This window comes from Hydrogenophaga sp. IBVHS1, from assembly GCF_002127265.1.
Taxonomy (GTDB): domain Bacteria; phylum Pseudomonadota; class Gammaproteobacteria; order Burkholderiales; family Burkholderiaceae_C; genus Hydrogenophaga.
Genome location: NZ_NFUU01000001.1, coordinates 1,781,384 through 1,806,746, shown reverse-complemented (window position 1 = coordinate 1,806,746; position 25,363 = coordinate 1,781,384). Strand labels below are relative to the sequence as shown.

Genomic DNA, 25,363 nt, shown 5'->3' with positions numbered 1-25,363 from the left:
AAGCCGGGGGTTCAGCGGGCGGAGAGCACCACCTGGCCCTGCGTCACACCCAGGACGGTGCTGGTCTGCAGGCGGGCAAGCACGGCCTGCGCGTCTTCGCGCGTGGCAAAGCGGTTGATGCGCACTTCGTGGCGGCCATCCCGGCTCACCAGCTCGGCCGGATAACCGGCCGTCTGGAGGCGTTGGCGCAGCGCCACCGCATCGCCGAGGCTGGAGGTGGTTGCTGCCACGGCACGCCAGCGGCCGCCTTGCAGCAGGATGCCCTTGCCTGGCTGCATCTCCGCCTGGCCCACGAACTTCGTCAGTTGTTCCGGCGTGGCTTGCCCAGCGGGCTTTTCTGGTTGACCCGTGAACACCACCCAGAATGCACCCGGCTGGTCCAGCCCGATGCCGGGCCTGGCGTCGCGCTGCACCTCCACCTTGCCTTCAAACACGCACACCGCGTCGTGCGCGGCATCGGTCATGCTCCAGAAATCGGTACCGCGAATGCCCACGGTGGCCGTGGCCAGTTCCAGATTGAGCGCACGCCGGTTGCCCAGCGCCTTGCTCGTGTAGTCGGTGGCATAGCGGAACACGCCGGTGATCAGCTTGAAAGTGGTGTTCAGTTCCGCAGGCGCTGTGGCATTGGCGCGGGTTTCATCCAGCTCGCGGATCAGCAGATCCGTCTGCTCGCCGAGTTTGATCACACTCTGATCGCTCAAGCGCAGCAGCATGCGAGAGCCATCGGCGGTGATGGCCCTGTCGTTGCTGCGAAGCTCCACGCCGGGCGACGCAGCGCGGCGTTCGCCATTGCGCTCCACCCAAGCGGGCAGCTGGACCGCCTCCACCACGGTTTGTGAGGGCGCGGCACGCGCGCTGCCCACGGCAGACCAGACGAGTGCGCACACGAACAGCGCAGTGGTGGTTACATGCAGCATGCGCGTGGATCGGACAGCACGGGTGCGCGAGACCGTGGAAACCTTCAACATCGAAAACACCTTTCTCACTGGGCACACGGCCAATTGGTTGGATATAGGAAGTATTTACGCTTCCATGTGTCCACTGGATTCACACGCGCGCTGCAATGGCGGCTGGCGTGAAGCCTGACCGTGAACCAGTTCGCGCTCCAGCAGTTTTGCCCCCATGCCAGTGCCATGTCCTACCCGCAGGACGGGACATGAACCGTCTGGTTGACAGTCCGACGTCCCTGGGTTTCACTCATCGATCACATTGAGGAACCACCCATGGATCGACGTGAATTTGTGGAGAGTTGCGCAGTTGGAGCAGGGGCGCTGGCCGCCACGCTGAGCAACACGGCCTGGGCTGCAGATGCCAGGCCTCGCGCCTACGCCCGCGTGCAGTTGCTGGACGATCTGGGCAAACCCCTCAAAGCCTCGAATCTGAAACCTCAGATCAATTACGTCTTTCACTACCCGTTCGAGGCCACCCCGGTCTTTTTGCTGGATCTGGGAAAACCGGCTGTGCCCACCGCCCTGGTCACGCGGGACAAGCTGGCCTATCAGTGGCCGGGCGGCGTCGGCCCGAGGCGCAGCCTGGTCGCCTTTTCGGCCATCTGCGCGCACAAGCTGGTGTACCCCACGAAAGAATTGAGCTTCATCAGTTTCCGAAAAGGCGCGGCCGTGAACCCGCAGACGCCGAGCAAAGGCAGCGATTTGATCCACTGCTGCGCCGACCACAGCCAGTACGACCCGGCGCGCGGCGCTCAGGTGCTCAGTGGTCCGGCCGAACAACCGCTGTGCGCGGTGTTGATCGAGCACGACGGCAAGACCGATGGCCTCGCGGCTGTCGGCACGCTGGGGGGCGAATTGTTCGACGACTTCTTCAAGAAGTACGAGATGAAGCTGAGCCTGGAGGCGGGGCCGAACGCGAAGCAGGCGGTGGCCCGGACAGCGGTGGTGCGGGAGCTAGACCAGTTTTGCCGCAACCCAGTGCGGTGCTGAAAATCAGAGTCGAGACAAACGCTTCAGCGCTTCGCGCAGGGTATCTTCCTTCTTCGCAAAGCAGAACCGCACCACCCGCTGGTCGAACCCATTGCCATAGAAGGCCGACAGGGGAATGGCCGCCACGCCGATCTCGCGCGTGAGCCACTGGCAGAAGTCGCCTTCTGCGAGTTCACGCTCCGGCACCGCGAGTTGCGAGATGTCTACACACTGGAAATAGGTGCCTTCGCCCGGCAACAACTTGAAGCGCGTGGCGGCCAGGCCCTCGCGAAACAGGTCGCGCTTGCGCTGGTAGAAGGCGGGCAGTTCCAGATAAGGCGCCGGGTTGCCCATGAATGCCGCAAGGGCGTGTTGCATGGGCGTGTTCACGGTGAACACGTTGAACTGGTGCACCTTGCGGAACTCGGCCGTGAGCGGCGCGGGTGCCACCACGGTGCCCACCTTCCAGCCCGTGACGTGGTAGGTCTTGCCGAAGCTGCTGACAATGAACGCACGCTGGGCCAGCCCTGGAAAGCGAGCTGCGCTCTGGTGGGCCTGGCCGTCGAACACCATGTGCTCGTACACCTCGTCACTGATCAGGAGCACGCTGGTGGGCGCCAGCAATTCCTGCAGACGCAGCATGTCGGCTTCGCTCCACACCGTGCCGCTGGGGTTGTGCGGGCTGTTGATGACGAGGGCGCGCGTGCGTGGCGTGATAGCGGCGGCGATGCGGTCGAAATCGGGGCGGAAGGTGCCGGGGGTGAGCGGAACACGCACCGCCACACCGCCAGCGAGTTCAATGTTGGGCACGTAGCTGTCGTAACAAGGCTCCAGCACGATCACTTCGTCGCCCGGGTGCACCACCGCGAGGATGGCCGTGAGGATGGCCTGAGTGGCGCCGGCGGTAATGGTGATCTCCGCGTTGGCATCGCACTCCAGCCCGTACAGGGCTTTCATCTTCGCGGCCATGGCTTGGCGCAGCGCAGGTACGCCAGGCATGGGCGGGTACTGGTTGTGACCGGCCTGCATGGCCTGGGATACGGCGTCGACCAAGGCAGGATCGCAGTTGAAATCCGGAAAGCCCTGACCGAGGTTCACCGCGCCGTGCTCGGCGGCCAGTGCCGACATGACGGAGAAGATGGTGGTGCCCACGTTGGGCAGGCGCGAAACAACAGCAGGCGTTTGGGCGGGCATGCGGGCAGACATCATGTTCAGGTCAGAGCTCGTAGTCGTCGGGCGTGCCGCTCATGGCACGCAGGATCAGGTCGCGGGAGAGGCGATCGCTCAGGAGTTCGGCGAAGCGCAGCACGAAATGGCGCAGGTAGGTGCCGCGCTTGAACGCCACGCGAGCCAGGTTGTGGCCGAAAAGTTGTGCCGCCGGCCGGGAAACCAGGTCGGGCGTCTGGTTGTCGCCCTGCATGGCCATCTCGGCCACGATGCCCACACCCATGCCCAGCTTCACATAGGTCTTGATGACGTCCGAATCGATCGCTTCAAGCACGACGTTGGGCTGCAGATGCCGCAGAGCGAACGCCTGGTCGATGCGGGTGCGACCGGTGTAGCTGGGGTGGTAGGTGATCAGCGGCACCTGCACGAGGTCTTCAAGCGTGATGCGCTCACGCTCGAGCAGGGGATGGTCAAACGGGAACACCAGCACGTGCTGCCATTCGTAGCAGGGCAGGGTGACGAGTTCCGGGTAGTTGACCAGCGACTCCGTGGCCATGCCGATCTCGGCCACTTCCTCCATCAGCATGCGGGCCACTTGGTCGGGCGACCCCTGATGCAGGCTGATGGCGACCTTGGGGTAGGCCTGGCGCAGCGCGGCCACAGGCCCGGGCAATACGTAGCGCGCCTGGGTGTGCGTGGTGGCGATGGAAAGCGTGCCACTGTCCTGGGCCGAGTACTGTTCGCCGATGCGCTTGAGGTTGTTGACCTCGCGCAGGATGATGTCGATGCTCTTGAGTACTTGCTGCCCGGGCTCGGTGACGCGTTTGATGCGCTTGCCGTGGCGGGCAAAAATCTCGATGCCGAGTTCACCCTCGAGCTCGATGATGGCTTTGGAGACGCCTGGCTGAGAGGTGTGCAACGCCTTGGCCGCCTCGGTGAGGTTGAGGTTGCGGCGAACCGCTTCTTGCACGAAGCGGAACTGGTGCAGGTTCATGCGGTGGACTCCAGGGCGATCGTGGCCAGGAGCGCCGTCAGGCGCGGATCTTCGCCCGCCGTGGGCAATTGTTCAAAACGCACGCCTGGGTGGGTGCGCCCGAGTTCGGCCATGAGCTGTGGCAGATCTTCCCGAGCATGTTTTCCCATTCCGAAGAAAAGCGGCAGCACACGCACCTCGGTGGCCCCGGCCGCCACCACCTGGCGCGCGGCGGTGGCCATGTCGGGCTCGCAGAGCTCCAGATAGGCACATGAGACGGGTGACCCTGGCGAACTGATGGCGATCTGGCGCGCCACCGATTCAACTGGCTGGCGCCACAGGGGGTCGCGCGACCCATGGGCAAACACGATGACTCCGAGCACGGCGCGCTACCTCCGAAGCACCAGCCAGCCAAAGGCCGCAAGCGAGAACACCGAATAAATCAGCGCAGGTGACGCGGCTGCCAACCAGGGTTGCCACTGGTTGAGGTTCCCGATGTAGCCGAAGACGTTGTTGAGCAGGAAGAAACTGATGCCGATCATCACACCGCCGAACACGTAGCCGGTGATGCTGCCCGAACGGAAATGGAGGTAAGCGAATGGCAGCGCCAGCACCACCATCACCAGGCAACTGAGCGGATAGAACACCTTGCGCCAGAACTCGATCTCGTAACGTTGAGCGGTCTGGCCGTTGGCTTCCAGATGGCGGATGTAGCCGAACAGGTCGGCGGTGCGCATGCGCTCGGGTTTGAGCAACGCCACCGAGACCATCTCTGCATTGATGCCGCTGGGCCAGCGGAAGGTTTCCAGGTCGCGCCGCTGCACGCGCCCCGAGGCGAGTCCTGCGGTGTCAAACTCGCGGCGCTGAACCTTGCGCAAGGTCCAGGAATCGTCGACCTCGATCTGGCCGGTGGCCGCGTGCAAGGTGGACACCAGAAAGCCCTGGTTGTTGAACTCGAAGACGCGCACATTGCTCAACGCGCCCTGGGCCGACATCGAGCCCACGTTCACCGAGAAGTTGCTGTAAGGCTGGCGTTCCTTGAGCCACGCACCGGTGCTGCCCAGACTGATGTTCCCCTGGTAGCGCGCCTTGAGCAGTTGGGCTGTGCGGTCCGAGAGCGGAGCCAGATAGTCGCCAATGGCGAAGGTGAGCACGACGAACACCGCCCCCAGGCCAAGCAGCATACGCAGCGCGCGCCAAGGACCCAGCCCGCTGGTGCGAAGAATCGTGTACTCAGAACCCTGCGCCAGACGCGCCAGCACGAAAACGGCGCCAATCAACACGGCGATGGGCAACAGTTCGTAAACCCGGCTCGGCATCAGCAGCGTCACGTAGAGCAGGGCGTGCGGCACCTCGTACACCAGATCGGACTGCAGCACGGAGGGTTTGCCGAGCGCTGGCAATTCATCGACGAAATCGAAGAAGAAGAACAAAGAGAGGAAAGCCAGCAGCACAAAGGCCACTGCCGCGAAGACCTCGCCATAGATCAGGCGCCGTATGGTTCTCATGCAGCAGCTTCCGTGGCGCGGCGGCTGCGCCGCGCGCTGATCCAGCCGCGCACGCTGAGGTTGAAGTGGCGCTTGATCAGCCACAGCACTGTGATCGCGAACACCCCTCCATGCAGCATGAGCATGAAGCCCCCCAGGCTGAACAGCCCGCTGGCGACCCAGCTCTGCCCCAGGTTCAGCAAGTTGTAATAGAAGACGAAGGCGAAGAGCGTGAAGAACAGGTTGCCGCCGCGCCCCGCACGCGGGTTACCGGTGGTGGTGGCCAGTGCAATGAGCACGAAGTTCAGCGAAGTGAGGCCCATGCCTATGCGCCAGCCGAGCTCGCCCAGATTGGCAGCGCTGGGCTGCGTGATGAGCTCCCAGCTGTTGCGAGCCTTGAGCGCCTGCGTGCCGCGCTGCCCCACCACCGAAGTGCCAATCTGAGTGCCGTACTCTTCGAACTCGCTCACGCGCTGGCTGCTCTGATCCGGCGCTGTTTCCAGCCGCTGGCCGTTGCTCAGCATCAGGAATTGCTGGTCTTTCACCCATTCGATGCGGCCCGAGCGTGCCGAGGTCACCGTTTCACGCCCGTCGGTCTCCGTGCTGGAGATGAAGATGTTGCGGCCCTCGGTGCCATCGGCCGTGTCCTTGTCGATGAAGAACACCCGCCGTCCGCTCGAGGACTCCTGAAACTGCCCGGGCGCTACGCGTTCCAGATCGCCTCTGCGCTCAAAACGGTCACGCAGGTTGTCGGTCTGCTGGTTGGCCCAGGGCCAGACAAAAAATACGCCGAGTGAGATCACGAGCAGGATCGGCCACGAGAAACGCATGACGGGGCCGAGAAAGCCCCCGAGCGAACGCCCGCTGGAGAACCAGATGATCATCTCGCTGTCGCGGTACATGCGCGAGAGCGTGAAGACGATGGCAATGAAGAGGGCCAGTGTCAGGATGGTCGGCATGCGACCGATCACGGTGTAGCCCAGCACCAGCGCGATTTCCTGCGGGTTCACACTGCCACGCGAGGCCAGCCCCAGCGTGCGAATGAGCAGCATGGTCAGCACGATGGTGAACAGGACCACCAGGGTGGCCCCGAAGCTGCGCGCCAGCTCTTTGCGAATGGAAGAATGGAATAACATCGATCGAGAACAGGAAAGCACGATTATGGACTTTGAACTCAAATCCCTTTCACCCGCCCAGGCCACCCAGCTTGCCTGCGACGCCCTGCTGGTGCTGGTGCCCGATGCCCGACCGATGGGCGAAGCCGATGATCCGCTCAGCCAGCTCGTCGCGCAGGTCACGAAGGCCGGCGATCTCGAGGCCGGTGTGGCGAAGCTGCTGTCCTGCTACCGCCCCAGTGGCTTCAAGGCGGTCCGGGTCATGCTGGTCCGCGCAGGCGACGGCTCCGCCGTTTCCGTGCGCAAAGCCGTAGCCGCAGGGGTTACCGCGCTCAGGCAACCCGGCCTGCAGCGCCTGGGACTGGTGCTCAGCCTGCTCGATGCGACCGATGCAGCGGTGCGCGCGGCGGTGCAGGCCGCTGCCGATGCGACCTACTGCTTTACCACCACCAAACCTTCCGCCAAAGCGCGCGCTCTGCGCCACGTCGTGCTCGGTGTAAAACAGCCGGCGGCCGTGCGCCAGGGCTTCGAGACCGGCAAGGCGCTGGTGACCGGCGTGGAATTCGCCAAGGAATGGGCCAACCGGCCCGCCAACCACGCCACGCCCAACATGCTGGCCGACGCAGCGCGAAAGCTGGGCCGTCACCCTCGTATCAAGACTGAAGTGCTGGGTCCCAAGCAGGTCGAGGCCCTGGGAATGGGCTCGTTCCTCGCCGTTGCCAAGGGATCGGCCGAGCCGTTGCGGTTCATCGTCATGCAGTACAGCGGCGCGACCAAGACCAGCGCGCCCGTGGTGCTGGTGGGCAAGGGCATCACCTTCGACACGGGTGGCATCTCCATCAAGCCGGCGGCCGAAATGGATGAGATGAAGTTCGACATGGGCGGCGCAGCAAGCGTGCTGGGTACCTTTGCTGCGCTCGCCGAGCTTCAACCCGCCATCAACGTGGTCGGCCTGATCCCGAGCTGCGAGAACATGCCGGACGGCCAGGCTGTGAAGCCAGGCGATGTGGTGACCAGCATGAGCGGGCAAACCATCGAGATTCTGAATACCGACGCCGAAGGGCGCTTGATCCTGTGCGATGCGCTGACCTACGCCGCACGTTTCAAACCCCGCAGCGTGGTGGACATCGCCACCTTGACGGGCGCCTGCGTGATTGCCCTGGGTGGCGTGCGTTCCGGTCTGTTCTCCCCGCGCGAAGACCTGGCACAGGCCCTGCAGCAAGCCGGTGATTCGGCGCACGATCTTTGCTGGCGTATGCCCCTGGATGACGAATACGCCGAGGGCCTCAAGTCCAACTTTGCCGACATGGGCAACGTGGCTGGCCGAGCCGGTGGCGCCATCACAGCCGCCAAATTTCTGCAGAAGTTCGCCACCGATCTGCCCTGGGCCCACCTCGACATCGCCGGCACCGCCTGGAAGAGCGGTGCGGCAAAGGGCTCCACCGGGCGACCCGTGCCGCTGCTGCTGCAGTACCTTATCGATCAGGCGTCCCAGGACGCCGTCGTTCCCGTGAAATCCAGGAAAGCAGTTTCCACGCGCGCGCGCAAGGCTTGAATTCGATCTGCCGGCATTCCATGACCGAAGTGGCCTTTCATTTCAACGCACCAGACAAGCTCGGGTACGCCTGCCGCCTGCTTCGCAAGGCATACCAGCGTGGCGCTCGACTTCTGGTTGTGGCTGACGAATCTGACCGCCTCGCGCTGGATACCGCGCTCTGGACCATGGCACCCGGCGCGTTCATCCCCCATTCCAGCGCGTCAGACCCTGACCATGTCTGGTCTCGGTCGCCCATCCAGCTCGCTGGCAGTCTGCCCGTCCAGAGCGATGCAACGGTGCTCGTGAACCTGTGCAGCGAAGTGCCTTCAGGTTTCGACAACTACGCTCGCGTGATCGAGGTGGTGAGCGGCAGCGACCTCGATCGACAACAGGCGCGTGAGCGCTGGAAGTTCTACAAAGCGAACGGAATCGAGCCCCAGCGACACGATCTGCAGTTGGCGTCGCCCGAGTCGCGGAAACCGGGCTGAATGCCCCTTTTCATGCATTGCGCTAATGGAGGATTCAATGGCGTGATGGGCATTTGGGAAAACCCTCGGTCTGCCTTTGACCGTTGAATGGCCGCGAAATCCGTGCGATTTTTGGAGTATCTTTATGGATGTGGAGAAAAAAAAGTTCCCTCCGCATTCCAACACTTACCCTTTCTGAGGAAAACCATGCAACTGAACATCAAACTGGCCGTCATTGCGGCGGCTGTCGCTCTTGCCGCTTGCGGCAAAAAAGAAGAGGCTGCTGCTCCGGCTGCTGCACCTGCGGCGGCTCCCGCAGTTGCTGCTCAGGTCATCAAGATCGGTCACGTGGGCCCCACGAGTGGCGCCATTGCCCACCTCGGCAAGGACAACGAAAACGGCGCCAAGATGGCGATCGAGGAACTCAACGCCGCTGGCCTGACCATTGCTGGCGCTCCTGTGACCTTCGAACTGCTGGCTGAAGACGACGCTGCAGATCCGAAGCAAGGCACCGCCGCAGCGACGAAGCTGGTGGACGCCAAGGTTGCTGGTGTGATCGGTCACCTGAATTCCGGCACCACCATTCCGGCTTCGCAGATCTACAACGACGCTGGCATTCCCCAGATCTCCCCCTCCGCCACCAACCCCAAGTACACCCGCCAGGGCTACGCCGGCGTGTTCCGCATGGTGGCCGACGACGTGCACCTCGGCGGCACCCTCGGCAAGTACGCCGTGGAAACCCTCAAGGCCAAGACCGTTGCCGTCATTGATGACCGCACCGCTTACGGCCAGGGCGTTGCTGACGAGTTCGAAAAGGGCGTTGCTGCCGCTGGCGGTACCGTGGTGGGCCGCGAGTTCACGAACGACAAGGCAACCGACTTCAACGCCATCCTGACCACCCTGAAGGCCAAGAAGCCTGACGTGGTGTTCTTCGGCGGCATGGACGCCGTGGCCGGCCCGATGCTGAAGCAGATGAAGCAGCTGGGCATCAACGCCAAGTTCATGGGTGGCGACGGCATCTGCTCCAGCGAACTGCCAAAGCTGGCTGCTGACGGCATGGGTGAAGAGACCGTGTTCTGCGCAGAAGCCGGTGGTGTGGAAGGCGAGCAGAAGGCTGGCATGGACAAGTTCCGCGCCGACTTCAAGGCCAAGTTCGGTGCCGACGTGCAGGTGTACGCTCCTTACGTCTATGACGCAGTGAAGGTCATGGCCAACGCCATGGTGACCGCCGGTTCGGCCGACCCCAAGGTCTACCTGCCTGCCCTCAAGTCCACCAACTACAAGGGTGTGACCGGCAACATCGCCTTCGACGAAAAGGGCGACATCAAGAACGGCGCCCTGACGCTCATGACCTACAAGGGCGGTCAGCGCACGACCCTCGCCGTGATTCGCTGATCGAACACTGGCCTCCCGAGACCCTCAGGGTCTCGAACCTGAAAAGCCACCGCTTGCGGTGGCTTTTTTTCGTCCCGTCTTTCTCCAGCACTCCCAATCAAGCGGAAAAATGAGATCTGGCTGCAGAACGCTGCGTCTCTGTCCTACTTGTATCAGCCTGCCAATCTGGTATCAAGCGTGAGGAATTGTGTCGGCGAATTAGGGTAAATATGGAGGGTGTAATTGGGGGGGTGGTGTGCGGTCAAAAAATTCAGCCCGCGAAGTCACATCTGGTTACGTATGTTAATCTCTAGAGGCGTCAGTCATCCCCGTCGAGGCGATAGTCCGTCAGCACGTCGCTTTCGACCGCTTGGCCTTCTGGGTGTGGTCTTGTCATACCCGCGAGTGACACTAATACCCGAACTCATGTTTTTTCTGCCGCACGAGCGGTCAGCTGAAACGGCGGTAAACAAACTTCATCGAGAAATCCCTTGAGAAATTTTATGAATACCCCGAAGGCTTTGATGAAAGCATCGCGCTCTTACCAGTCACGGGTTTCTCTTTCGCTGCTTTTTCTTGCCGTATTGAGTGCATGTGGTGGCGGCAGTGAGGCGACGGCCCAGGCACCGGCGCCGTCCGCGCAAGCTCCGGCTCCGGCTCCACCACCGATCCCGGCGCCAGCACCGGCTCCTGCGCCAGCCCCAGCGCCATCACCGAAGCCTCCAGCACCAGCTCCAGCTCCGGCTCCGGCTCCGGCTCCGGCTCCGGCTCCGGCTCCGGCTCCGGCTCCGGCTCCGGCTCCGGCTCCAGCCCCATCGCTGAGTAGTCCTCGTACTGCTGCGCGCTTGTTCTTCTCAGGGCACAGCCTCACAGACAATCCACTCCCAGAGTATGTGGCCTCCATTGCGCAAAGCCTCAACACATCGGCCTGGTGGAATCAGCAGAACATTCCGGGAGCGCCCATCCGCTATCGGACCCGAGGCGCCGATATGAACAGCGCCTCGTTCACGGGCTACAGCTTGGGAAAGAACCGGTCCGGTTCAAGCATGAATGTGGTGAACGAGCTTCGGCAGCCGCAGACCATTAGTGGCCAACGCTATGACACCTTGATCCTCACCGAACGTCACGACGTTGTGGACACGATCATGTCGGAGAACACCGTGAGGTACGCGCGACATTTTCACGATCGATTGATCGAAGGCAACCCAGATGGCAATACCTATCTCTATCACTCTTGGCTGGGGTTGCCCAACAAGAATTCCCCCAGCAATTGGGTAGCCTATGAGCGTACGGTTGCGCCAGCATGGCAATGTGTTGCCACACGTATTAATCAATCGCTTCAGTTGGCGGGTCGCAACGATCGGGTGGTGTACCTCCCGGCTGGGCTTGCTTTGGCCAGTCTTGTTGAGCAGGCCACGCAGGGCGCAGGCGTGGCAGGCATCACGGGCTCAAGTGTGCGCGAAACGGTTGACCGCATTTTTTCTGACGATGTACACCTCACGTCCCTTGGTGTGTATTACATAGCGCTGGTGAACTATGCGTCGGTCTATCGCCGTTCTCCAGTGGGCGCTTGGGCGCCTGCCGGCGTGAGCTCCACGCAGGCCCAATCGTTGCAGGCCGTTGCATGGCAAGCGGTAGCCAACCACTTCAATACTTTCAACGCCCCTGACCTCGCGCAGTGTCGTTCGCTGATGCGAGACACGATTTGCGCTGCGTCCGCCAACATGCTCAATCGGTCTGCTCAGGTCGGCGTCTGTACGGGCATGTTTTCCGACACGACGACGCAGCGAAACCCGTTCCAGTTCGACGCATCAACCGACAGCAGCTATTGGTTCCCCGCACCTTGATTCTCCGGCTCTCGATTTGAGAGCGAGCAAGGGATTGGAACTATCCGCATGGGCGCCTCGGGGGGTAAAACAGTTTGTTTCTACCCCTAACAATTGGTGGCAAGAGCGTGGTCAATGTGGCGATACTTCCCACCTACGAAGCACTGGCTTCGCCCGTTTGTCGAGTTTGGGCAGTCTCCAGTGCCGGCCCTATTCACACTCATTACCAAGCTTCGCGTCTTAGCCCGGACGAACGATGTAATTGTGACGGGCATTTGCAACCGGACAGACTTTCTTCAGCCGTTTCTGAGTAAACATCCATGAACACCGCATCGACACTGGTGACGCAATCGCGCTCTCGTCTGCCGCACTATTCACTCTCGCTGTTGTTCCTGATGGTGCTGAGCGCCTGTGGAGGTGGCGGTAGCGGTGCCGTCGCTACGGATTCGAATTCGCAGGCTGCGGCCCCGGCGCCAGCGCCTATCCCGGCACCAAAGCCGCCAGCTCCAGCTCCGACACCAAAGCCTCCGGCACCAGCTCCGGCACCAACACCAACACCAGCACCGGCTCCGGCTCCGGCTCCGGCACCAGCACCAGCACCAGCACCAGCACCAGCACCGGCTCCGGCACCAGCACCAGCACCGGTTCCTACAGCGCGGACAGATGCCGCAAGGCTGCTGACCCAGGCTACTTTTGGTCCGACCACTGCCCAGATAGATCGCGTGGCCAGTATTGGGGCTGCTGCCTGGGTCGCGGAGCAGTTCAACACCGCGTCCATGGACACCCATTGGGACTACGCCATAGTTCGCCGGGGTATTCCTGGATGCACGGTCTGCGACGCGGCATATGTGAATGGCGTCATGGAAAGCTTCTGGTTGCAGGCGGTGCGCGGCCCGGACCAGTTGCGGCAAAGGACAACGCTGGCTCTGAGTGAATTGTTCGTGATCTCCGAAGTGAACAGCACCATTTCCGAGATACCGCATGCTCACGCCAGCTATCTGGACATGCTTTCCCGGAACGCGTTTGGGAATTTCCGCACGCTTTTGCAAGATGTCGCAACGCACCCCGCGATGGCGAGCTACCTTTCCCACCTGCGCAACGAGAAGGAAGACCCCACTACGGGACGATTGCCAGATGAGAACTTTGCACGAGAGGTCATGCAGCTGTTCAGTATTGGCTTGTGGGAGCTCAATCAGGACGGCACTCGCCGTCGAGATTCCAGCGGCGCCTTCATTCCAACCTACAACAATCAGGACGTCATGGGACTGGCGAAGGTGTTCACCGGCTGGAGCTGGAACGGCCCCGATCGTAGCCTGGGGCGATGGATGGGATGGGTCAGCTCAGGGCCTGCAGAACTCAACTGGCGACAACAGCTGCAGAACTACCCGGAATACCATTCGACCAGCGAGAAGAGGTTCCTCGGGGTCACCATTCCCGCTGGCACATCTGGTGAGGCCAGCCTGCAAATCGCGATTGACAGGTTGTTCAATCATCCCAATACCGCGCCCTTCATCAGCAGACAGTTGATCCAGCGTCTGGTCACCAGCAACCCCAGTCCAGCGTACGTATCCCGTGTGGTGGCCGCATTCAACAACAACGGCAGCGGTGTGCGTGGCGATATGCGCGCCATATTGCGTGCCATCCTGCTTGATGTCGAGGCCAGAGACTCGAGCTACGCCAATCAGGCCAATTGGGGCAAGCTCCGCGAGCCCATGGTGCGTTTTGCTACCTGGATGCGCGCCTTCAATGCCCGCTCTGCGCACGGCGCATACAGGATCTGGAATCTGGAGGACAACGTTTCCAGCCTGGGCCAGAATCCCTTGAGGGCACCGAGCGTTTTCAATTGGTTCCGGCCCGACTACGCGCCTCCTGGGCCGATTCTCAGCAGCGGCCTCGTGGCACCTGAGTTCCAGATTACTCACGAGACCACGACAACTGGATATGCCAACTTCGTTATCACAACTGTGGAGCGCGGCCACAGTTCTGGTGCGAATGCAATTGTGGCCAACTATGCTCCGGAAATCTCACTAGCGAACAACCCTGCCCAACTGCTTGAGCACTTGAACCTGCTGCTGACCGCAGGACGGATGACGCCGTCCACGCGGCAACTTATCACGGACGCTGTCACCTCCGTGCCCGCATCGAACGCGGCCGGACGGGTGCACACTGCTGTGGCGCTCACCATGCTATCTCCAGAATTTATCGTGCAGAAGTGAAAGGCCTTCAATGACCTACATCCATCGATCTCTTGCCCGCCGTGAATTCTTGCGGCGCACGGCCCAGTTGTCCGCTCTGGCCGGTACGCCGTTCGCGATGAATATGCTGGCTGCAGGTGCGGCCAGTGCCCAGACCGCCGGAGACCACAAGGCATTGGTCTGTATTTTTCTTGCAGGCGGCAATGACCAGTCCAACACGGTCGTTCCTTCCAGCGGCGCCGGTTACAACAGCTACCAGCAGGGGCGTCCATCGCTGGCACTTGCAGCTTCAAGCCTTTTGAACGTCGCGCCCACCGGTTACACCGGGCAGCCCGTTGGGCTGCATCCTTCCTTGTCGGGGCTGCACACGCTTTTCAACCAGCAACGCGTGGCCCTGGTTGCCAATGTGGGGACGCTGGCGGCACCCATGACACGTGCTCAGTGGAACTCCGGGCGGCCGACGGTGGCAACACCGGCGCAGTTGTTCTCGCACTCCGACCAGCAAGCTGCCTGGCAGACAGGATTGCCGGATCGGCCCTCACAAACCGGTTGGCAAGGGCGAATGGGTGACCTGCTGGCCAACGCCTACAACCCGGGCAGCGGCATTTCCATCGCCATGTCGGTGGCCGGGAACAACATCATGCAATCGGGCAGCAGCACGATTCAGTATCAGTTGACCACCGATGGGGCAGTTCGAATATCTGCGCAGAACGCGCTCTACGGTTCTGCTGCAGGGGCCACCGCGCTGCGCAGGCTGATGTCCGAGTCTCGCAATCAATTGCTCGAAGGTGAACTTAACAAGATCTCGGCTCGAGCCATGAGCACGGAATCGCTTGTCAGCAGTGCTGTTTCCGGGGTGACTGTGCCGACCACCTTCCCGCAAACCGGATTGGGACGGCAGTTGCAAATGGTGGCTCGCATGATCGCTGCCCGAAATGGTCTTGGTCAGCGCAGGCAAATGTTCTTCGTTCAGCAGGGCGGCTACGATTTCCACGACAACCTGCTGGCGGACCAAGGAACCAAACTGCGTGAACTCGGCGATGCAATGGCAGCTTTTTACCAGGCAACAGCGGCGCTGGGTGTGGCCAATCAGGTGACCACATTCACCGCTTCTGATTTCGGACGCGGACTGCAACACAACGGCAGAGGTTCTGACCATGGCTGGGGAGCGCACCATTTCGTGATGGGTGGTGCAGTACAGGGCAACCGTGTCTACGGGCAGTTTCCCACTGTGGCACTCAATGGCCCGGAAGACGCAGGGCAGGGCAGGCTGATTCCCACCACTTCGGTAGATGAGTACGCAGGCACTCTGGCGCGGTGGTTTGGCGTGTCGCTGAGCAATTTGCCGCTGGTGTTGCCCAACATCGGACGGTTCGCGTCTCGCGATCTGGGCTTCATGGGGCCCTTGGCCTAGAAAGCCTCGTCCCCGGATCAGTAGGCGTTTCGTCCCGACAACGCGCCAAGCGTGCGCAGAATGATGGTCAGGTCCAGCCAGAGTGACCAGTTGTTGATGTATTAAATGTCGGACTCGATGCGCTCCTGCATGCGGCCGATCTCTTTGGTTTCGCCCCGGAGTCCGCGCACCTGAGCCAGGCCTGTGATGCCGGGCTTGATGTTGTGTCGGGCGAAATAGGAGTCGATGCTCTTCGAATACTCTTCGTCGTGCTGCACCGCGTGGGGCCTCGGGCCTACCAATGACATCTCACCTTTGAGAACGTTGAAGATCTGAGGCAGCTCGTCCAGGCTGGTTCGCCGCAGGAAGGCGCCCACCCGGGTCACGCGAGGATCGTTGCGGGTCGCTTGCTGCACCACGCCCGCTTCGGGCTGGTGCACGAACATGCTGCGAAACTTCCAGATGTGGAAGATCTTGCCACTCCAACCCTTGCGCGCCTGCCGGAAGAACACGGGGCCCCGGCTGTCCAGCTTGATGGCAACGGCGATGATCAGCAGCAGCGGCGAGATCATCAGAAGTATCAGCAGCGCAAGCACGAAATCTTCTACCGCCTTCATCAAGAGACGGGTTCCGGTCAGTGGAGTCTCGGAGAGCGTCAGCACAGGCAGGCCTGCAATCTCGCGCACACTGTGGTTGACCAGCAGCAGCGAGAAAATGTCGGGTATCCAGTGGACCGCCACATGGCGATCCAGCAACTGCAGGTACATGCCCTCGATCAGTTCGGACTCTCCCAGGGGGATGGCGAAGTAGACCGTGCGAACATCGTGGCGGTCGATGATGGCCAGCATCTCATCCATGGGGCCGATGATGTTCGGCTCATGGAGCTTGTCGAAATCCGAAGCGGCATAGAGGGGCGCGCTCATCTCGCTTGAAAGACCTTGCCCCGCGGAAGACAGTTCCAGGCAGCCAATCACTTTCTGGTTAAGCCACGGATTGCCCGACACCTTGTTCTGGAGGTAGCGCGCCAGCTTGCCCGTGCCAACGATCAGCACGTTCTCGGCGGGTATGACACGGCGCATGAGGCGGGTTTGCACCTCGCGACCGACGTAGTGATGCAGCGCTTGCAGCAGATAGCCCACCACATAGAGCTGACCAAGCAAGAGGCGAGAGAAGCCCTCGGTTTGCTTGGTAACGAAGCCAATTACAAGAAGCAGGCCACAGGCCAGGGACCAAGCCTTGAAGAGCGTCAGGGACTTGCGCGCAAAACTGCCGTTGCTGCGATAGACGCCAAACTGGTCGTAGGCAAACATCATGCCCATTCCCAGCAGCAACAGCAGGATCGAATACTCGGCTGTCAGATCGCCGATTTGCTGGTGAATGAGCAGCAAAGCAAGCCCGATGACCAGCACGAGATCCAGCAAGGTCTGCACCGCCGTTGAAATGCTTCCACGGCGCTTGAGGATGGAACGTACGGGTCGTTTGGAGGGGACCATGGCGTCGCAGTATAGGTGTGCAATGGCCTTTAAAACCCGACAAACTCCATCGAAGTCAGCCTCACTTCCTTCGATGTTCCCAAGATGTGCGGATGTTCACGATGGTGGCCGCTGTGAGCTGGCGGCGCTGCCTTTCTATGGCCGTTGCGCAACGCCGGTTTTGGGATAGGTCGTGACCACTTCCCAGACCACTTCCTGCATCACGCGAGCAGTTGCTTCGTCGGGCGAGTCAGCGTCCGTACCGTCGGCTCGCTTGAGTCGGAAAGGCAGGCCCACCGGGTTGCGCTGGTACAGAACCGCGTAGTGCGTCAGCGCCACAATGTAGTTCCCCAGGTCGTTGAGGTGGATGTTGTCCTGGGTGCCATCGGGATTGCGGACAAAAAGCTCGCTTCGTGAACTCAGGCCCGGCAGGCCGGGCGCTTGCTCGAGGCGGCGCACGAACCGCGCCATCACCTGTCCCGCAGGGATGACATACACCGGCCCACCCGTGTCGCCGTGGGCCAGCCCCTTGGCCAGCAACTCACCTTCCCAGTATCGGCCAAGGTCCTTGTCCACGCGTTGCAGCCAGCCCTCGGCGTCGTCGAGCTGGTGCCAGGTCTCATAGAGGTAGACGCGCGTGTCTGGCCGGTGAGTTCTCGCCTCGCGAGCCCACAGTCTGAGGTATTTTGGCGAGTCGAAGTACTTGATGGCTTCTCGTATTTCCACCATTTCGGTGAGCACCACCGCATCGAATCGGCCGCTGCGCACCGCTTCGTGCGCGTCCTGATAGCGGGGGTGGGCATTCTCCTGTTCGAAGCCGTTGATGGGAACATCCGGCTCCCAATGCGATTGAAGGGTGGCACCCCAGCCCAGTTGCGATCGGTGATCGTGTCCGTTGCCGGCCAATTGCTCCAGCATGACCGGCATGTTGCGGTTCACCAGGCTGTGCCCCAGATGGAAGACGCGGAGCGGTCTTTCGGGAGGGGACAGTGGTGTGGAATACAGCTGGTTGAGCGACTCTTCCGGCAGGGACTTCTGAAACCCGCAAGCACTCAAGGCCAGCAGAAGAAGGAGTTTCGCGGTGCGCAGAGGATGCATCATCGGGCGACTTCCGGAATCAGGTGACGACGGCGTGGATTTTCTATGCTGTTGCGGGTGGCGGCAACAACGAGAAATTTGTTGTGCGCAAATTCAGATGCCGACTGAGATGGTTCGCCAGGGTGGAGACGTTGGGCATCTCCAGAACATCGCCATGCCTGCCGGGAACGCGCTCAATGACGATGTTGGACGCCAGTGCGCCCCAACCGTATGCGGGTTCTGTGGAGGCGTCGCCAGTCGCCTGGAAAAACGCCACAGGCATCGCACTCGCCCTGGCTTTGTAGTCCCGGATGGCCCGGACGTAGACCAGATTGCGCTGTCCGCCTGGCAGGGCGCGCGCCGCCTTCTGCTGTCGCATCTGTTGGTAAAGATGCCCCAGGTGCTTCCAGCCGTCTCGCTGCAGCATGCGCGAGCGGCGAACGATGCCCGCTCGCAGGTGTTGCAAGCCTCGGCCTGGCATCGCACAGTCGAGCATGACCAGCAGCCCGACTTCCTGACCCATCGCGATCAACCTCTGTGCCACTTCATAGGCGAGGACTCCGCCAATTGAATAACCGCCAATGAAGTAGGGGCCATGGGGCTGCTGAGCCTGGATGAGCTCCACGTAGGCGCCCGCCAGCATCTCGATGGAAAACGGGGGCGGCGGGCGGTCGGCCGGCCAATCCGTCAGGTCGATCTCGGCCTGAGAAAACAGACCGTACACCGACATGTCGACGGTGAGCTCGCGCGCCAGTTCCTGGTACATCTGTGCGCCCGCGAGCAGGAACAGACCAGGTCCCCGTGGGCCACGTCTCAGCTTCGCCACGCGATGGTCTGTTTCTGGCGTGGGGTTCTCGAGTTGACGGGCCATCCCAGACACAGTGGGATCCTCAAACAGCATGTTGAGCCTGAAAGGCCGCTGGAACTCCGTCTCCATGCGCCTGATCATTTGCACTGCCAGCATGGAGTGGCCGCCTAGATCGAAGAAGCTGTCCTCAACACCGAAGTTTTCATGGAGCAGCAGGTCTTGCCAGATGTTGGCGATGCGACGTTCGGCTTCGTTGCGAGGTTTCTGACGATCGCCCACTGGTGCTGCGCTGAGCATCGGTGGCGGCAACGAAAGGCGGTCGATCTTTCCGTTGGGCAAGGTCGGAAGTGCAGGCACCTGCACAAAGTAGGCCGGAACCATGTGCTCGGGCAGCCATTGCCGTGCGCGGGTTCGAAGGGATTCGATGTCGATCGATGCTTCCGAAGAGACGATGTAGGAGACCAGTCGCTGATCACCGGGACGGTCCTCGCGCACCATGGCGACGCAGCGTTGCACGCCTTCCTGGCTGCTCAGGAACGACTCGATTTCACCGAGTTCAATGCGGAATCCGCGCAGTTTCACCTGGTCGTCGAACCGGCCGCCGTGCTCGAGCGATCCATCGTGTCGCCAGCGTCCGCGGTCGCCTGTGCGGTAGAAACGCTGCATGCCGTCATCATCAGGTGAGCGGCGTGTGGGGAAACTCTCCAAGGTCAGTTCGGGTCGCTGCCAGTAGCCGTCTGCGAGGCCCGCGCCACCGATCCAGATTTCACCCCACGCGCCCGGGGGCTGAAGCTGTCCGTCTTCACCCAGCACCCGGATCTCGGTGTTGTCGACCGCCTTTCCGAGCGACACCGCTGCATCGGGTCGAACCCTCCAGCAACTCGACCACACCGTCGTCTCGGTAGGGCCATACATGTTCCAGACCTCTTCGCATCGCTGCAACAGCGCATCGGCCAGCACAGTGGGCAAGGGTTCACCTCCGACCAGCGCGCGCATGCCGGGTGTTCCGGACCAGCCGGCTTCGAGCAGCAGTTGCCAGCGCGAGGGCGTGGCCTGCATCACGGTGATCCCGTGGGCATCGATCAGGCTGCGCAAGGCGGTGCCGTCCGCCGCTTCGTCATCAGACGCTAGCACGATGGTGGCGCCCACGCTCAGCGGCAGCAGCAGCTCCAGAACGGAAATGTCGAAGCCCAGGGTCGTGACGGCAAGCAGGCGATCGGCGCTTTGCAGGCCGGGTTCTGTGGCCATGCTGCGCAGGAAATTGACCACCGCAGGTTGCGGAACGACCACGCCCTTGGGGCGCCCGGTCGATCCGGAGGTGTAGATGAGGTAGGCCGAAGCCGGTCCGCCAGCGCCGGGCGGGAGGGTAGGGGGCGGGACGGGCCAGCCCGTATCCATCAACAGGCAGGGTGTTTGCAGAGCACGCTGCGCGCTCAATGTGTGGGATGTGCCGATGATCAAAGCGAGTTCGGCATCGGCGATCTGAAAAGCGGTCCGCTCTTGCGGGTAGGCCGGATCCAGCGGAACGTACGTCGCCCCGCTTCGGATGGTTGCCAGCAATGCAATGACCAACTCCATAGATCTGGGAAGGCAAAGGCCGATGCGACAACCCGACGTGAAGCCGTTGGCCCGCAACTGCCCCGCCAGCTTTCCCGAAGCCCGGTCCAGTTCTTCGTAGGAGAGCCGGCGACCTTTGAAAACCAGGGCGGTGGCCTCAGGCCGGGCCCGGAGGCCTTGTTCCAGAAATTCGCCCAGATCCATTTCGCCAGCGGGCCGCTTCCGGCCGGTGCCCCACGACAGCAACTGCTGCCGCTGAGCCTCATCCAGCATCGTCCACTGAGAGATCGGTGTGCTGGCCTGTTCAACGGCCGCCTGCAGCAGCGTCATCAATTGACGACCCATGTGCCGAATCGATTCCGCTTCAAACAGGTCTTGCGCGTACTCCAGCACGATGGAGCGGTCGAACAGCGGGTCAACGATCATGGTGAGGTCGACCTGCGCCGCGCTTCGGTCCACGTCGATGCGCGACCAGCTCAGTCCGCTGCCGAAATCCACCGCACGCACAGGCGCGTTCAGCAGATTGAACATCACGTTGAAAAGCGGCGGTTGGGAGGGTTCGCGCTTCTGGTCCAGTGCACGAACCAGCAACTCGAACGGCATGTCCTGGTGCTCGTAGGCCTCCAGCGCTGCTTCCTTGACGCGCTGCAATACGCGGGTGAAATCGGGATCGCCTTCCAGCGATGTGCGGACCACCAGCGTGTTGACCAGTGAACCGATCAGGTTTTCGGAGCCCGCGTGGTGCCGGTTGGCAATCGGCATCCCGATCGCCAGGTCTGTCTGGCCGGTGTGCTTCAGGAGAAACACTTTGAAAATCGCCAGCATGGCCATGGCCAGTGTGGCCCCTTGGGAGGCGGCCCACGATGCCAAGCCTTCCGTGACGCCGGGAGGCAGCGGCAGACGAACCGTGGCTCCGCGAAAGCTCGGCTGGCGCGGCCGTGAACGATCGGGTGCAAGCGCCACCGGGCGAAGACCGATGAGACGGTTGCTCCAGTACGTGGTTTCGCGTGCCTTGCTCTCGTTTTCGAACCACTGGCGATGCCAGTGGGCGTAGCTGGAAAAGCTTGGAGTCGGCCCGGGCAGCATGGGTTCCGCTTGGGAAAGTGCCAGCCTGTAGCCCGTGCTCAGGTCTTTTCCGAGCACCGCGAAAGACCATTGATCCGCCACGATGTGGTGCAGCACGACCAGCAAGACGTGATCGTCCGGCGCAATCTGGATCAACCAGACGCGCATGAGAGGCCATTGATCCAGTTCAAAGGGTTGCTGGCTTAGCTCCTGCAGCAGTTTTGAAAGCTGGGCTTCAAAGTCCGCTGCACTGGCCGGCGCAGCCCTTCGGGTCAGACTGAAATCCCAGTTCTCGACGACCTCTGGTGCCGGCCCGAGATCGGTGTTGTTGAACCGCGTGCGGAGGATCTCATGGTGCCTCACCAGGGCCTTGAACGCCCGTTCGAGCGCTTCGGCATCGATCGCGCCCCGAAGCCGAACCGCCAGGGGCACGTTGTAGGCGCTGCTGGCAGGAGCCAACGCCTGCATGAACCACATGCGTTCCTGCGAGTGGGACAGCGTGGTTGATGCATCGGAGGCGCTGGCCTCAAGAGCAGGCGCTGCGCTCGCGACAATGGCCTCGTGCCGTTCCTGCACTGCGGCCAGTTTTGCGGCCAGCGTTCTGGCCATGCCGCGCAGGCTGGGGTCGGCAAACAGCGCCGAGATCGGCATATCCACGCCCCACATCGCCCGCACTCGGGACAACAACTGTGTGCCGGTCAGCGAGTCGCCGCCCAGGTGCAGGAAGTGAGCATCGGCGGGCACATGTGAAAGATTCAGCACGTCGGCCCACAGCGAGGTCAATTCCCTCATGACGATGTCAACCTGCTCGTTGGCCGCATGCGTTGAACTGGTCGTGGCCTTCATCTGGCTCGAAGCGAGCTCTCCGGCGAGAAACATCCTTCGGGTCTCGAGCCGCTGCAGCTTGCCGCTGGATGTTCGAGGCAACACGCCGCCGCGCAGCAGCACGACGTTCAGGAGATCGATCTCATGTTCTTCCGCGACGGCGCGGCGCAGATCTGCCTGCAGTTGCTCGAGCTCGCTGGAGGCCAGCTGCTTGCGGCACTCGACGAGCAAGAGCACCTGTTCCCTGCCAGCATGCTCGACGGCGCAGGCCACGGCACCCTTGGGTCTCACCTCGCTGGATACCGTCAGCGCCGTGTCTTCCACGTCCTGTGGATGGATGTTGCGTCCGTGGACGATGATCAAGTCGCTTTGTCGACCGGTGACGAACAGTTCGCCGTCTTTGAGGAATCCGAGGTCACCCGTTCTTAGATATTTCTGATCCGCACCGGGCTCATCGATGGTGCCTGCGAACTTTTCAAGTGTGGCTTCAGGCTGGTTCCAGTAGCCGTTCCCCACGCTGAGGCCTGACACCCAGATCTCCCCCACCTCGTCGGGCGCACAGGAGGAAGCCGTGATCGGATCAACGATGCGAACCTCAAAACCGGGCATGACTGCGCCACTGCCCACCAGCTCCAGGGCACCATCTGCGGCCACTGGCATTTCCTGCACCCGACGCTGCTCTTCCATCAATCTGCGGTCCACCGACAGCAGCCGTGGTGCCTCTCTTGAGTTGCCCAGTGAGACCGCCAGCACGGCCTCGGCCAGGCCGTAAGACGGCGCAAAGGCCTCAGGCCGAAAACCAAACTGCGAGAACGTCTGCGCAAAGCGCCTGAGCGTGCGCGGGCGAATGGGCTCGGCGCCGCAGGTGGCAAATCTCCATTGGTCGAGACGAAAGTCCCAATCGGGGTAGCGCTTCAGTGCATTCACGCAGGCTTCGTAGGCGAAATCCGGTGCGCCGCTGTGGGTGATCCCGTGCCGTGCAATCGCTTCCAGCCATTTGAGCGGCCAGATTAAAAACTGTTGGGTGGACATCAGGAAAGATGTCGAACCTGCGTAGACGGGGCCCAAAAGACCATGCACGAGCCCGTAGTCATGAAACCACGGTAACCAGGTCAGTGTTCGTGAAGTCGCAGGGTCCCAGTCCTCGGCATGCACCAGCGCTTCGCACTGCGCCATCAGGTTCTCGTGGGTAATCCGCACGCCGCGCGGTCGACCTGTCGATCCCGACGTGTACTGGAGGTAGGCCAAGTCCCCCGGATGGAGGGGCTCGAGGGTTTCAGTGAGGGGGTCGAACGAAGGGGACGATTCGCGCTCATTGCCAAGATCGTCCAGCGCAGACCACTTCACTTGAGGCACGTGAGTGCGGGCCTCTTCGAGGTGCTCAGTTCGCGTAAAAGCCACGGCGACCTGGGCGTCCTCACACATCGACTGTAACCGGCGCCAGCTAGTCTTTGAGCGGCGAAGGTCAGGGGCCGGTGCGGGCACTGCCACCACACCCGCGAACATGCATCCCCAGAAAAGCAGCACGGCATCCAGGGTGTTGTCGAAAGCCAGTAGAACCCGATCTCCTTTGTGAACTTTGTTCAGCAGGCGCGAGGCGATGACCTGTGCGGCTGCGACAAGCTCGGAATGGGTGAGAGTTTCTGCAGAGACCAGATCCGCCTGAAGCAGAACAATGGCGGGTCTCTCTTTGAATTGCTCAGACCGTTGGCGGACGAAACTTACAAGCGTGGACAAGGGTAACTCGGGGAATGACAGGCTTGTAAAACCGGCCTGGGTTGGATGTCCAGTCGCGCTAGCTCACGGAAAGGCGTACGGCAGCATCAAATCAGTCGGGCGTTCGGCTTTGCTCGGCTATGGGGCCACGGCGTCGTTGAATCGGGTTGCAAGAACGCCTTTGTAGCGTCGCGCGTCTTGCGGCTCCAGCGTTCCGTTATACATCAGCAGCCACTCGCGAAAAGTGAACCTTTTTCGGTTGGAAACCACGTCATACACGTTGTCCATTTCGCGCAGCGTCACGCTCTGCTGCTTGACCCAGTAGAAGTCGGTGGTCCCATAGTCTGCAAAGCAGAAATGATCGCGAAGGTTGGCATGTCATCTTGATGCCCAATACTGATGGGTCCGCAATGTGGTATCTGCATGAAGACTTTAAGAATCCTGGGCCGACCTAATGATTCTGTGGTGCTGACGAGATCCAATTGCTTCTCGGCGAGCACCTTCGAGCAACCGCTGTGACTGAGGACCTTCATGGCGCTGTCGCTCCGATCTGGCGAAAGGCTGGACTTGCAACTGTGTTCATCTGTAGGGACTGAGCGGTACGAAAGTGCGGAATCTGGAGGTCAACCGCAGAATCATCGCATCGAAATGCGGTCGCTATTCCTCCTCAGGACACCAAAGCGGCCTTCGACGCGTTTTTTGGGTATTCGGTCACAACCAGACTGAGAATCTGCCCCTCCAGCAGGAATTGCTGGCCCGTGGCGTTGCAACGTCTGCTGTCGTCGCGATGTTCCCTCAAGCACAAAGCCTCGAAGGACGATCCGTCGGCATTCAGTCGAACCTCAACATCCTGAAAATCCAGCATCCGCAACGTGTCGGGGTACTGCCATTTGAAGAACGCTTCTTTGGCACTGAACAACCGGGTTACCCGGCTTTTTGTGGTCAGCACGTCTTCATGGGTAATCTGCTGCAGTTCCTCAGGCAAACAAATCGATGGCCAGAGATCGGGCTCCACTCTCTGGTCCGATTCGATGTCGATGCCGATTGAATCCCAGTGTCGATTCGTGGCCACCACGGCCACGCAAAAGCCCGCTGAATGAGATATGGAGCCGACGAGTCCTTCCGGCCATGTGGGTGACCGGTCCTCGCGGGCAGGAATCGCGCACTCGCACCAGCCCAGCTGACGCATTGCGGCGCGTGCTGCGGCACGTCCTGCAGCAAACTCTCGCTGGCGCCGAGGAATCGCTTTGGCCACCGCCATTCGCTCGCCGGGCCAGAGACACTCGGGGTGTCCTTCTACTCCTGTGCAGATCACGGCCAGCTCTGGCCCCAGCTGTGCCTGTACCGTGGCCTGAAGCCTCTGGTGCGCAGCGGTGCTGGCGGCCAGCAT

Annotated in this window: 20 protein-coding genes; 7 read left to right on the top strand and 13 right to left on the bottom strand. The window is 61.6% G+C overall.

Annotated features, from left to right (window positions below):
- Nucleotides 1-11: 11 nt before the first annotated feature.
- Entirely contained in the window at nt 12-968 is a 957-nt protein-coding gene (locus CAP37_RS08545; protein ID WP_086123783.1) for a FecR domain-containing protein, read from the bottom strand.
- Nucleotides 969-1,223: 255 nt separating this feature from the next.
- On the opposite strand from CAP37_RS08545, the gene CAP37_RS08540 reads away from it, so the two are divergent.
- Complete coding sequence (locus CAP37_RS08540) at nt 1,224-1,940, top strand: twin-arginine translocation signal domain-containing protein (RefSeq protein ID WP_086123782.1); 717 nt, start codon at nt 1,224-1,226, stop codon at nt 1,938-1,940.
- 3 nt (nt 1,941-1,943) lie between these two features.
- On the opposite strand, the gene CAP37_RS08535 is transcribed toward CAP37_RS08540, so the two are convergent.
- The 5 genes from CAP37_RS08535 to lptF are packed head-to-tail and all read right to left on the bottom strand — an operon-like array spanning nt 1,944 to nt 6,682.
- Complete coding sequence (locus CAP37_RS08535; RefSeq protein WP_086124890.1) at nt 1,944-3,125, bottom strand: pyridoxal phosphate-dependent aminotransferase; 1,182 nt, start codon at nt 3,123-3,125, stop codon at nt 1,944-1,946.
- Between the two features lie 10 nt (nt 3,126-3,135).
- A complete protein-coding gene (locus CAP37_RS08530) occupies nt 3,136-4,080 on the bottom strand; it encodes a CysB family HTH-type transcriptional regulator (RefSeq protein ID WP_086123781.1) in 945 nt (314 codons plus the stop codon).
- Nucleotides 4,077-4,442: a sirohydrochlorin chelatase gene (locus tag CAP37_RS08525; RefSeq protein WP_086123780.1), complete on the bottom strand. Its 366-nt coding sequence runs from the start codon at nt 4,440-4,442 to the stop codon at nt 4,077-4,079. Before CAP37_RS08525 ends, CAP37_RS08530 begins: the two co-directional genes overlap by 4 nt.
- Before the next feature lie 6 nt (nt 4,443-4,448).
- Nucleotides 4,449-5,567, bottom strand: a complete 1,119-nt coding sequence (gene lptG / locus CAP37_RS08520) for an LPS export ABC transporter permease LptG (RefSeq protein ID WP_086123779.1) — start codon at nt 5,565-5,567, stop codon at nt 4,449-4,451.
- Complete coding sequence (gene lptF, locus CAP37_RS08515) at nt 5,564-6,682, bottom strand: LPS export ABC transporter permease LptF (RefSeq protein WP_086123778.1); 1,119 nt, start codon at nt 6,680-6,682, stop codon at nt 5,564-5,566. Before lptF ends, lptG begins: the two co-directional genes overlap by 4 nt.
- Nucleotides 6,683-6,707: 25 nt before the next feature.
- On the opposite strand from lptF, the gene CAP37_RS08510 reads away from it, so the two are divergent.
- The 3 genes from CAP37_RS08510 (at nt 6,708) to CAP37_RS08500 (ending at nt 10,060) form a co-directional block, all read left to right on the top strand.
- Nucleotides 6,708-8,216 (top strand): leucyl aminopeptidase, encoded by a 1,509-nt coding sequence (locus CAP37_RS08510; RefSeq protein ID WP_086123777.1) that lies wholly within the window; start codon nt 6,708-6,710, stop codon nt 8,214-8,216.
- A complete protein-coding gene (locus CAP37_RS08505; RefSeq protein ID WP_256926914.1) occupies nt 8,213-8,686 on the top strand; it encodes a DNA polymerase III subunit chi in 474 nt (157 codons plus the stop codon). The genes CAP37_RS08510 and CAP37_RS08505 overlap by 4 nt, the downstream gene beginning before the upstream one ends.
- 186 nt (nt 8,687-8,872) lie before the next feature.
- Nucleotides 8,873-10,060 carry a branched-chain amino acid ABC transporter substrate-binding protein gene (locus tag CAP37_RS08500; RefSeq protein WP_086123775.1) on the top strand — a complete coding sequence of 396 codons (1,188 nt, stop codon included), beginning with the start codon at nt 8,873-8,875 and terminating at the stop codon, nt 10,058-10,060.
- Nucleotides 10,061-10,540: 480 nt separating this feature from the next.
- Here CAP37_RS08500 and CAP37_RS21955 read toward each other — a convergent pair whose 3' ends face one another.
- Entirely contained in the window at nt 10,541-10,855 is a 315-nt protein-coding gene (locus tag CAP37_RS21955) for a hypothetical protein (RefSeq protein ID WP_143435909.1), read from the bottom strand.
- 173 nt (nt 10,856-11,028) lie between these two features.
- Here CAP37_RS21955 and CAP37_RS08490 point away from each other — a divergent pair, with 173 nt between their 5' ends.
- Nucleotides 11,029-11,886, top strand: coding sequence for a hypothetical protein (locus tag CAP37_RS08490; RefSeq protein WP_086123774.1), 858 nt, complete (start codon nt 11,029-11,031; stop codon nt 11,884-11,886).
- 459 nt (nt 11,887-12,345) lie between these two features.
- On the opposite strand, the gene CAP37_RS21950 is transcribed toward CAP37_RS08490, so the two are convergent.
- Nucleotides 12,346-12,507: a hypothetical protein gene (locus CAP37_RS21950; protein ID WP_256927010.1), complete on the bottom strand. Its 162-nt coding sequence runs from the start codon at nt 12,505-12,507 to the stop codon at nt 12,346-12,348.
- A 32-nt stretch (nt 12,508-12,539) separates the two neighbouring features.
- Between CAP37_RS21950 and CAP37_RS08480 the strand changes: the two genes are divergently transcribed.
- Nucleotides 12,540-14,081 carry a DUF1800 family protein gene (locus CAP37_RS08480; protein WP_086124889.1) on the top strand — a complete coding sequence of 514 codons (1,542 nt, stop codon included), beginning with the start codon at nt 12,540-12,542 and terminating at the stop codon, nt 14,079-14,081.
- A 10-nt stretch (nt 14,082-14,091) separates the two neighbouring features.
- On the top strand, nt 14,092-15,474 hold the full coding sequence (locus tag CAP37_RS08475) for a DUF1501 domain-containing protein (RefSeq protein ID WP_086123773.1): 1,383 nt from the start codon (nt 14,092-14,094) through the stop codon (nt 15,472-15,474).
- 101 nt (nt 15,475-15,575) lie between these two features.
- On the opposite strand, the gene CAP37_RS08470 is transcribed toward CAP37_RS08475, so the two are convergent.
- From CAP37_RS08470 to CAP37_RS08455, 5 genes are all read right to left on the bottom strand, one after another.
- On the bottom strand, nt 15,576-16,874 hold the full coding sequence (locus CAP37_RS08470) for an undecaprenyl-phosphate glucose phosphotransferase (protein WP_218776835.1): 1,299 nt from the start codon (nt 16,872-16,874) through the stop codon (nt 15,576-15,578).
- A 207-nt stretch (nt 16,875-17,081) separates the two neighbouring features.
- Entirely contained in the window at nt 17,082-18,026 is a 945-nt protein-coding gene (locus CAP37_RS08465; RefSeq protein ID WP_218776834.1) for a hypothetical protein, read from the bottom strand.
- A 40-nt stretch (nt 18,027-18,066) separates the two neighbouring features.
- The gene (locus CAP37_RS08460; RefSeq protein ID WP_086123772.1) at nt 18,067-23,994 is read right to left on the bottom strand and encodes a non-ribosomal peptide synthetase; all 5,928 of its coding nucleotides are present in this window, start codon (nt 23,992-23,994) and stop codon (nt 18,067-18,069) included.
- Between the two features lie 117 nt (nt 23,995-24,111).
- Nucleotides 24,112-24,276, bottom strand: coding sequence for a hypothetical protein (locus CAP37_RS21690; RefSeq protein WP_179190166.1), 165 nt, complete (start codon nt 24,274-24,276; stop codon nt 24,112-24,114).
- A gap of 364 nt (nt 24,277-24,640) precedes the next feature.
- On the bottom strand, nt 24,641-25,363 hold the full coding sequence (locus CAP37_RS08455) for a 4'-phosphopantetheinyl transferase (RefSeq protein ID WP_086123771.1): 723 nt from the start codon (nt 25,361-25,363) through the stop codon (nt 24,641-24,643).

What these genes read in the sequence shown, in the direction of transcription:
- CAP37_RS08545 (WP_086123783.1), bottom strand. Translation starts at nt 968, where the DNA reads ATGTTGAAGGTTTCCACGGTCTCGCGCACCCGTGCTGTCCGATCCACG.
- CAP37_RS08540 (WP_086123782.1), top strand. Translation starts at nt 1,224, where the DNA reads ATGGATCGACGTGAATTTGTGGAGAGTTGCGCAGTTGGAGCAGGGGCG.
- CAP37_RS08535 (WP_086124890.1), bottom strand. Translation starts at nt 3,125, where the DNA reads ATGTCTGCCCGCATGCCCGCCCAAACGCCTGCTGTTGTTTCGCGCCTG.
- CAP37_RS08530 (WP_086123781.1), bottom strand. Translation starts at nt 4,080, where the DNA reads ATGAACCTGCACCAGTTCCGCTTCGTGCAAGAAGCGGTTCGCCGCAAC.
- lptG (WP_086123779.1), bottom strand. Translation starts at nt 5,567, where the DNA reads ATGAGAACCATACGGCGCCTGATCTATGGCGAGGTCTTCGCGGCAGTG.
- lptF (WP_086123778.1), bottom strand. Translation starts at nt 6,682, where the DNA reads ATGTTATTCCATTCTTCCATTCGCAAAGAGCTGGCGCGCAGCTTCGGG.
- CAP37_RS08510 (WP_086123777.1), top strand. Translation starts at nt 6,708, where the DNA reads ATGGACTTTGAACTCAAATCCCTTTCACCCGCCCAGGCCACCCAGCTT.
- CAP37_RS08500 (WP_086123775.1), top strand. Translation starts at nt 8,873, where the DNA reads ATGCAACTGAACATCAAACTGGCCGTCATTGCGGCGGCTGTCGCTCTT.
- CAP37_RS21955 (WP_143435909.1), bottom strand. Translation starts at nt 10,855, where the DNA reads ATGGGGCTGGAGCCGGAGCCGGAGCCGGAGCCGGAGCCGGAGCCGGAG.
- CAP37_RS08490 (WP_086123774.1), top strand. Translation starts at nt 11,029, where the DNA reads ATGAACAGCGCCTCGTTCACGGGCTACAGCTTGGGAAAGAACCGGTCC.
- CAP37_RS08475 (WP_086123773.1), top strand. Translation starts at nt 14,092, where the DNA reads ATGACCTACATCCATCGATCTCTTGCCCGCCGTGAATTCTTGCGGCGC.
- CAP37_RS08465 (WP_218776834.1), bottom strand. Translation starts at nt 18,026, where the DNA reads ATGATGCATCCTCTGCGCACCGCGAAACTCCTTCTTCTGCTGGCCTTG.
- CAP37_RS08455 (WP_086123771.1), bottom strand. Translation starts at nt 25,363, where the DNA reads ATGCTGGCCGCCAGCACCGCTGCGCACCAGAGGCTTCAGGCCACGGTA.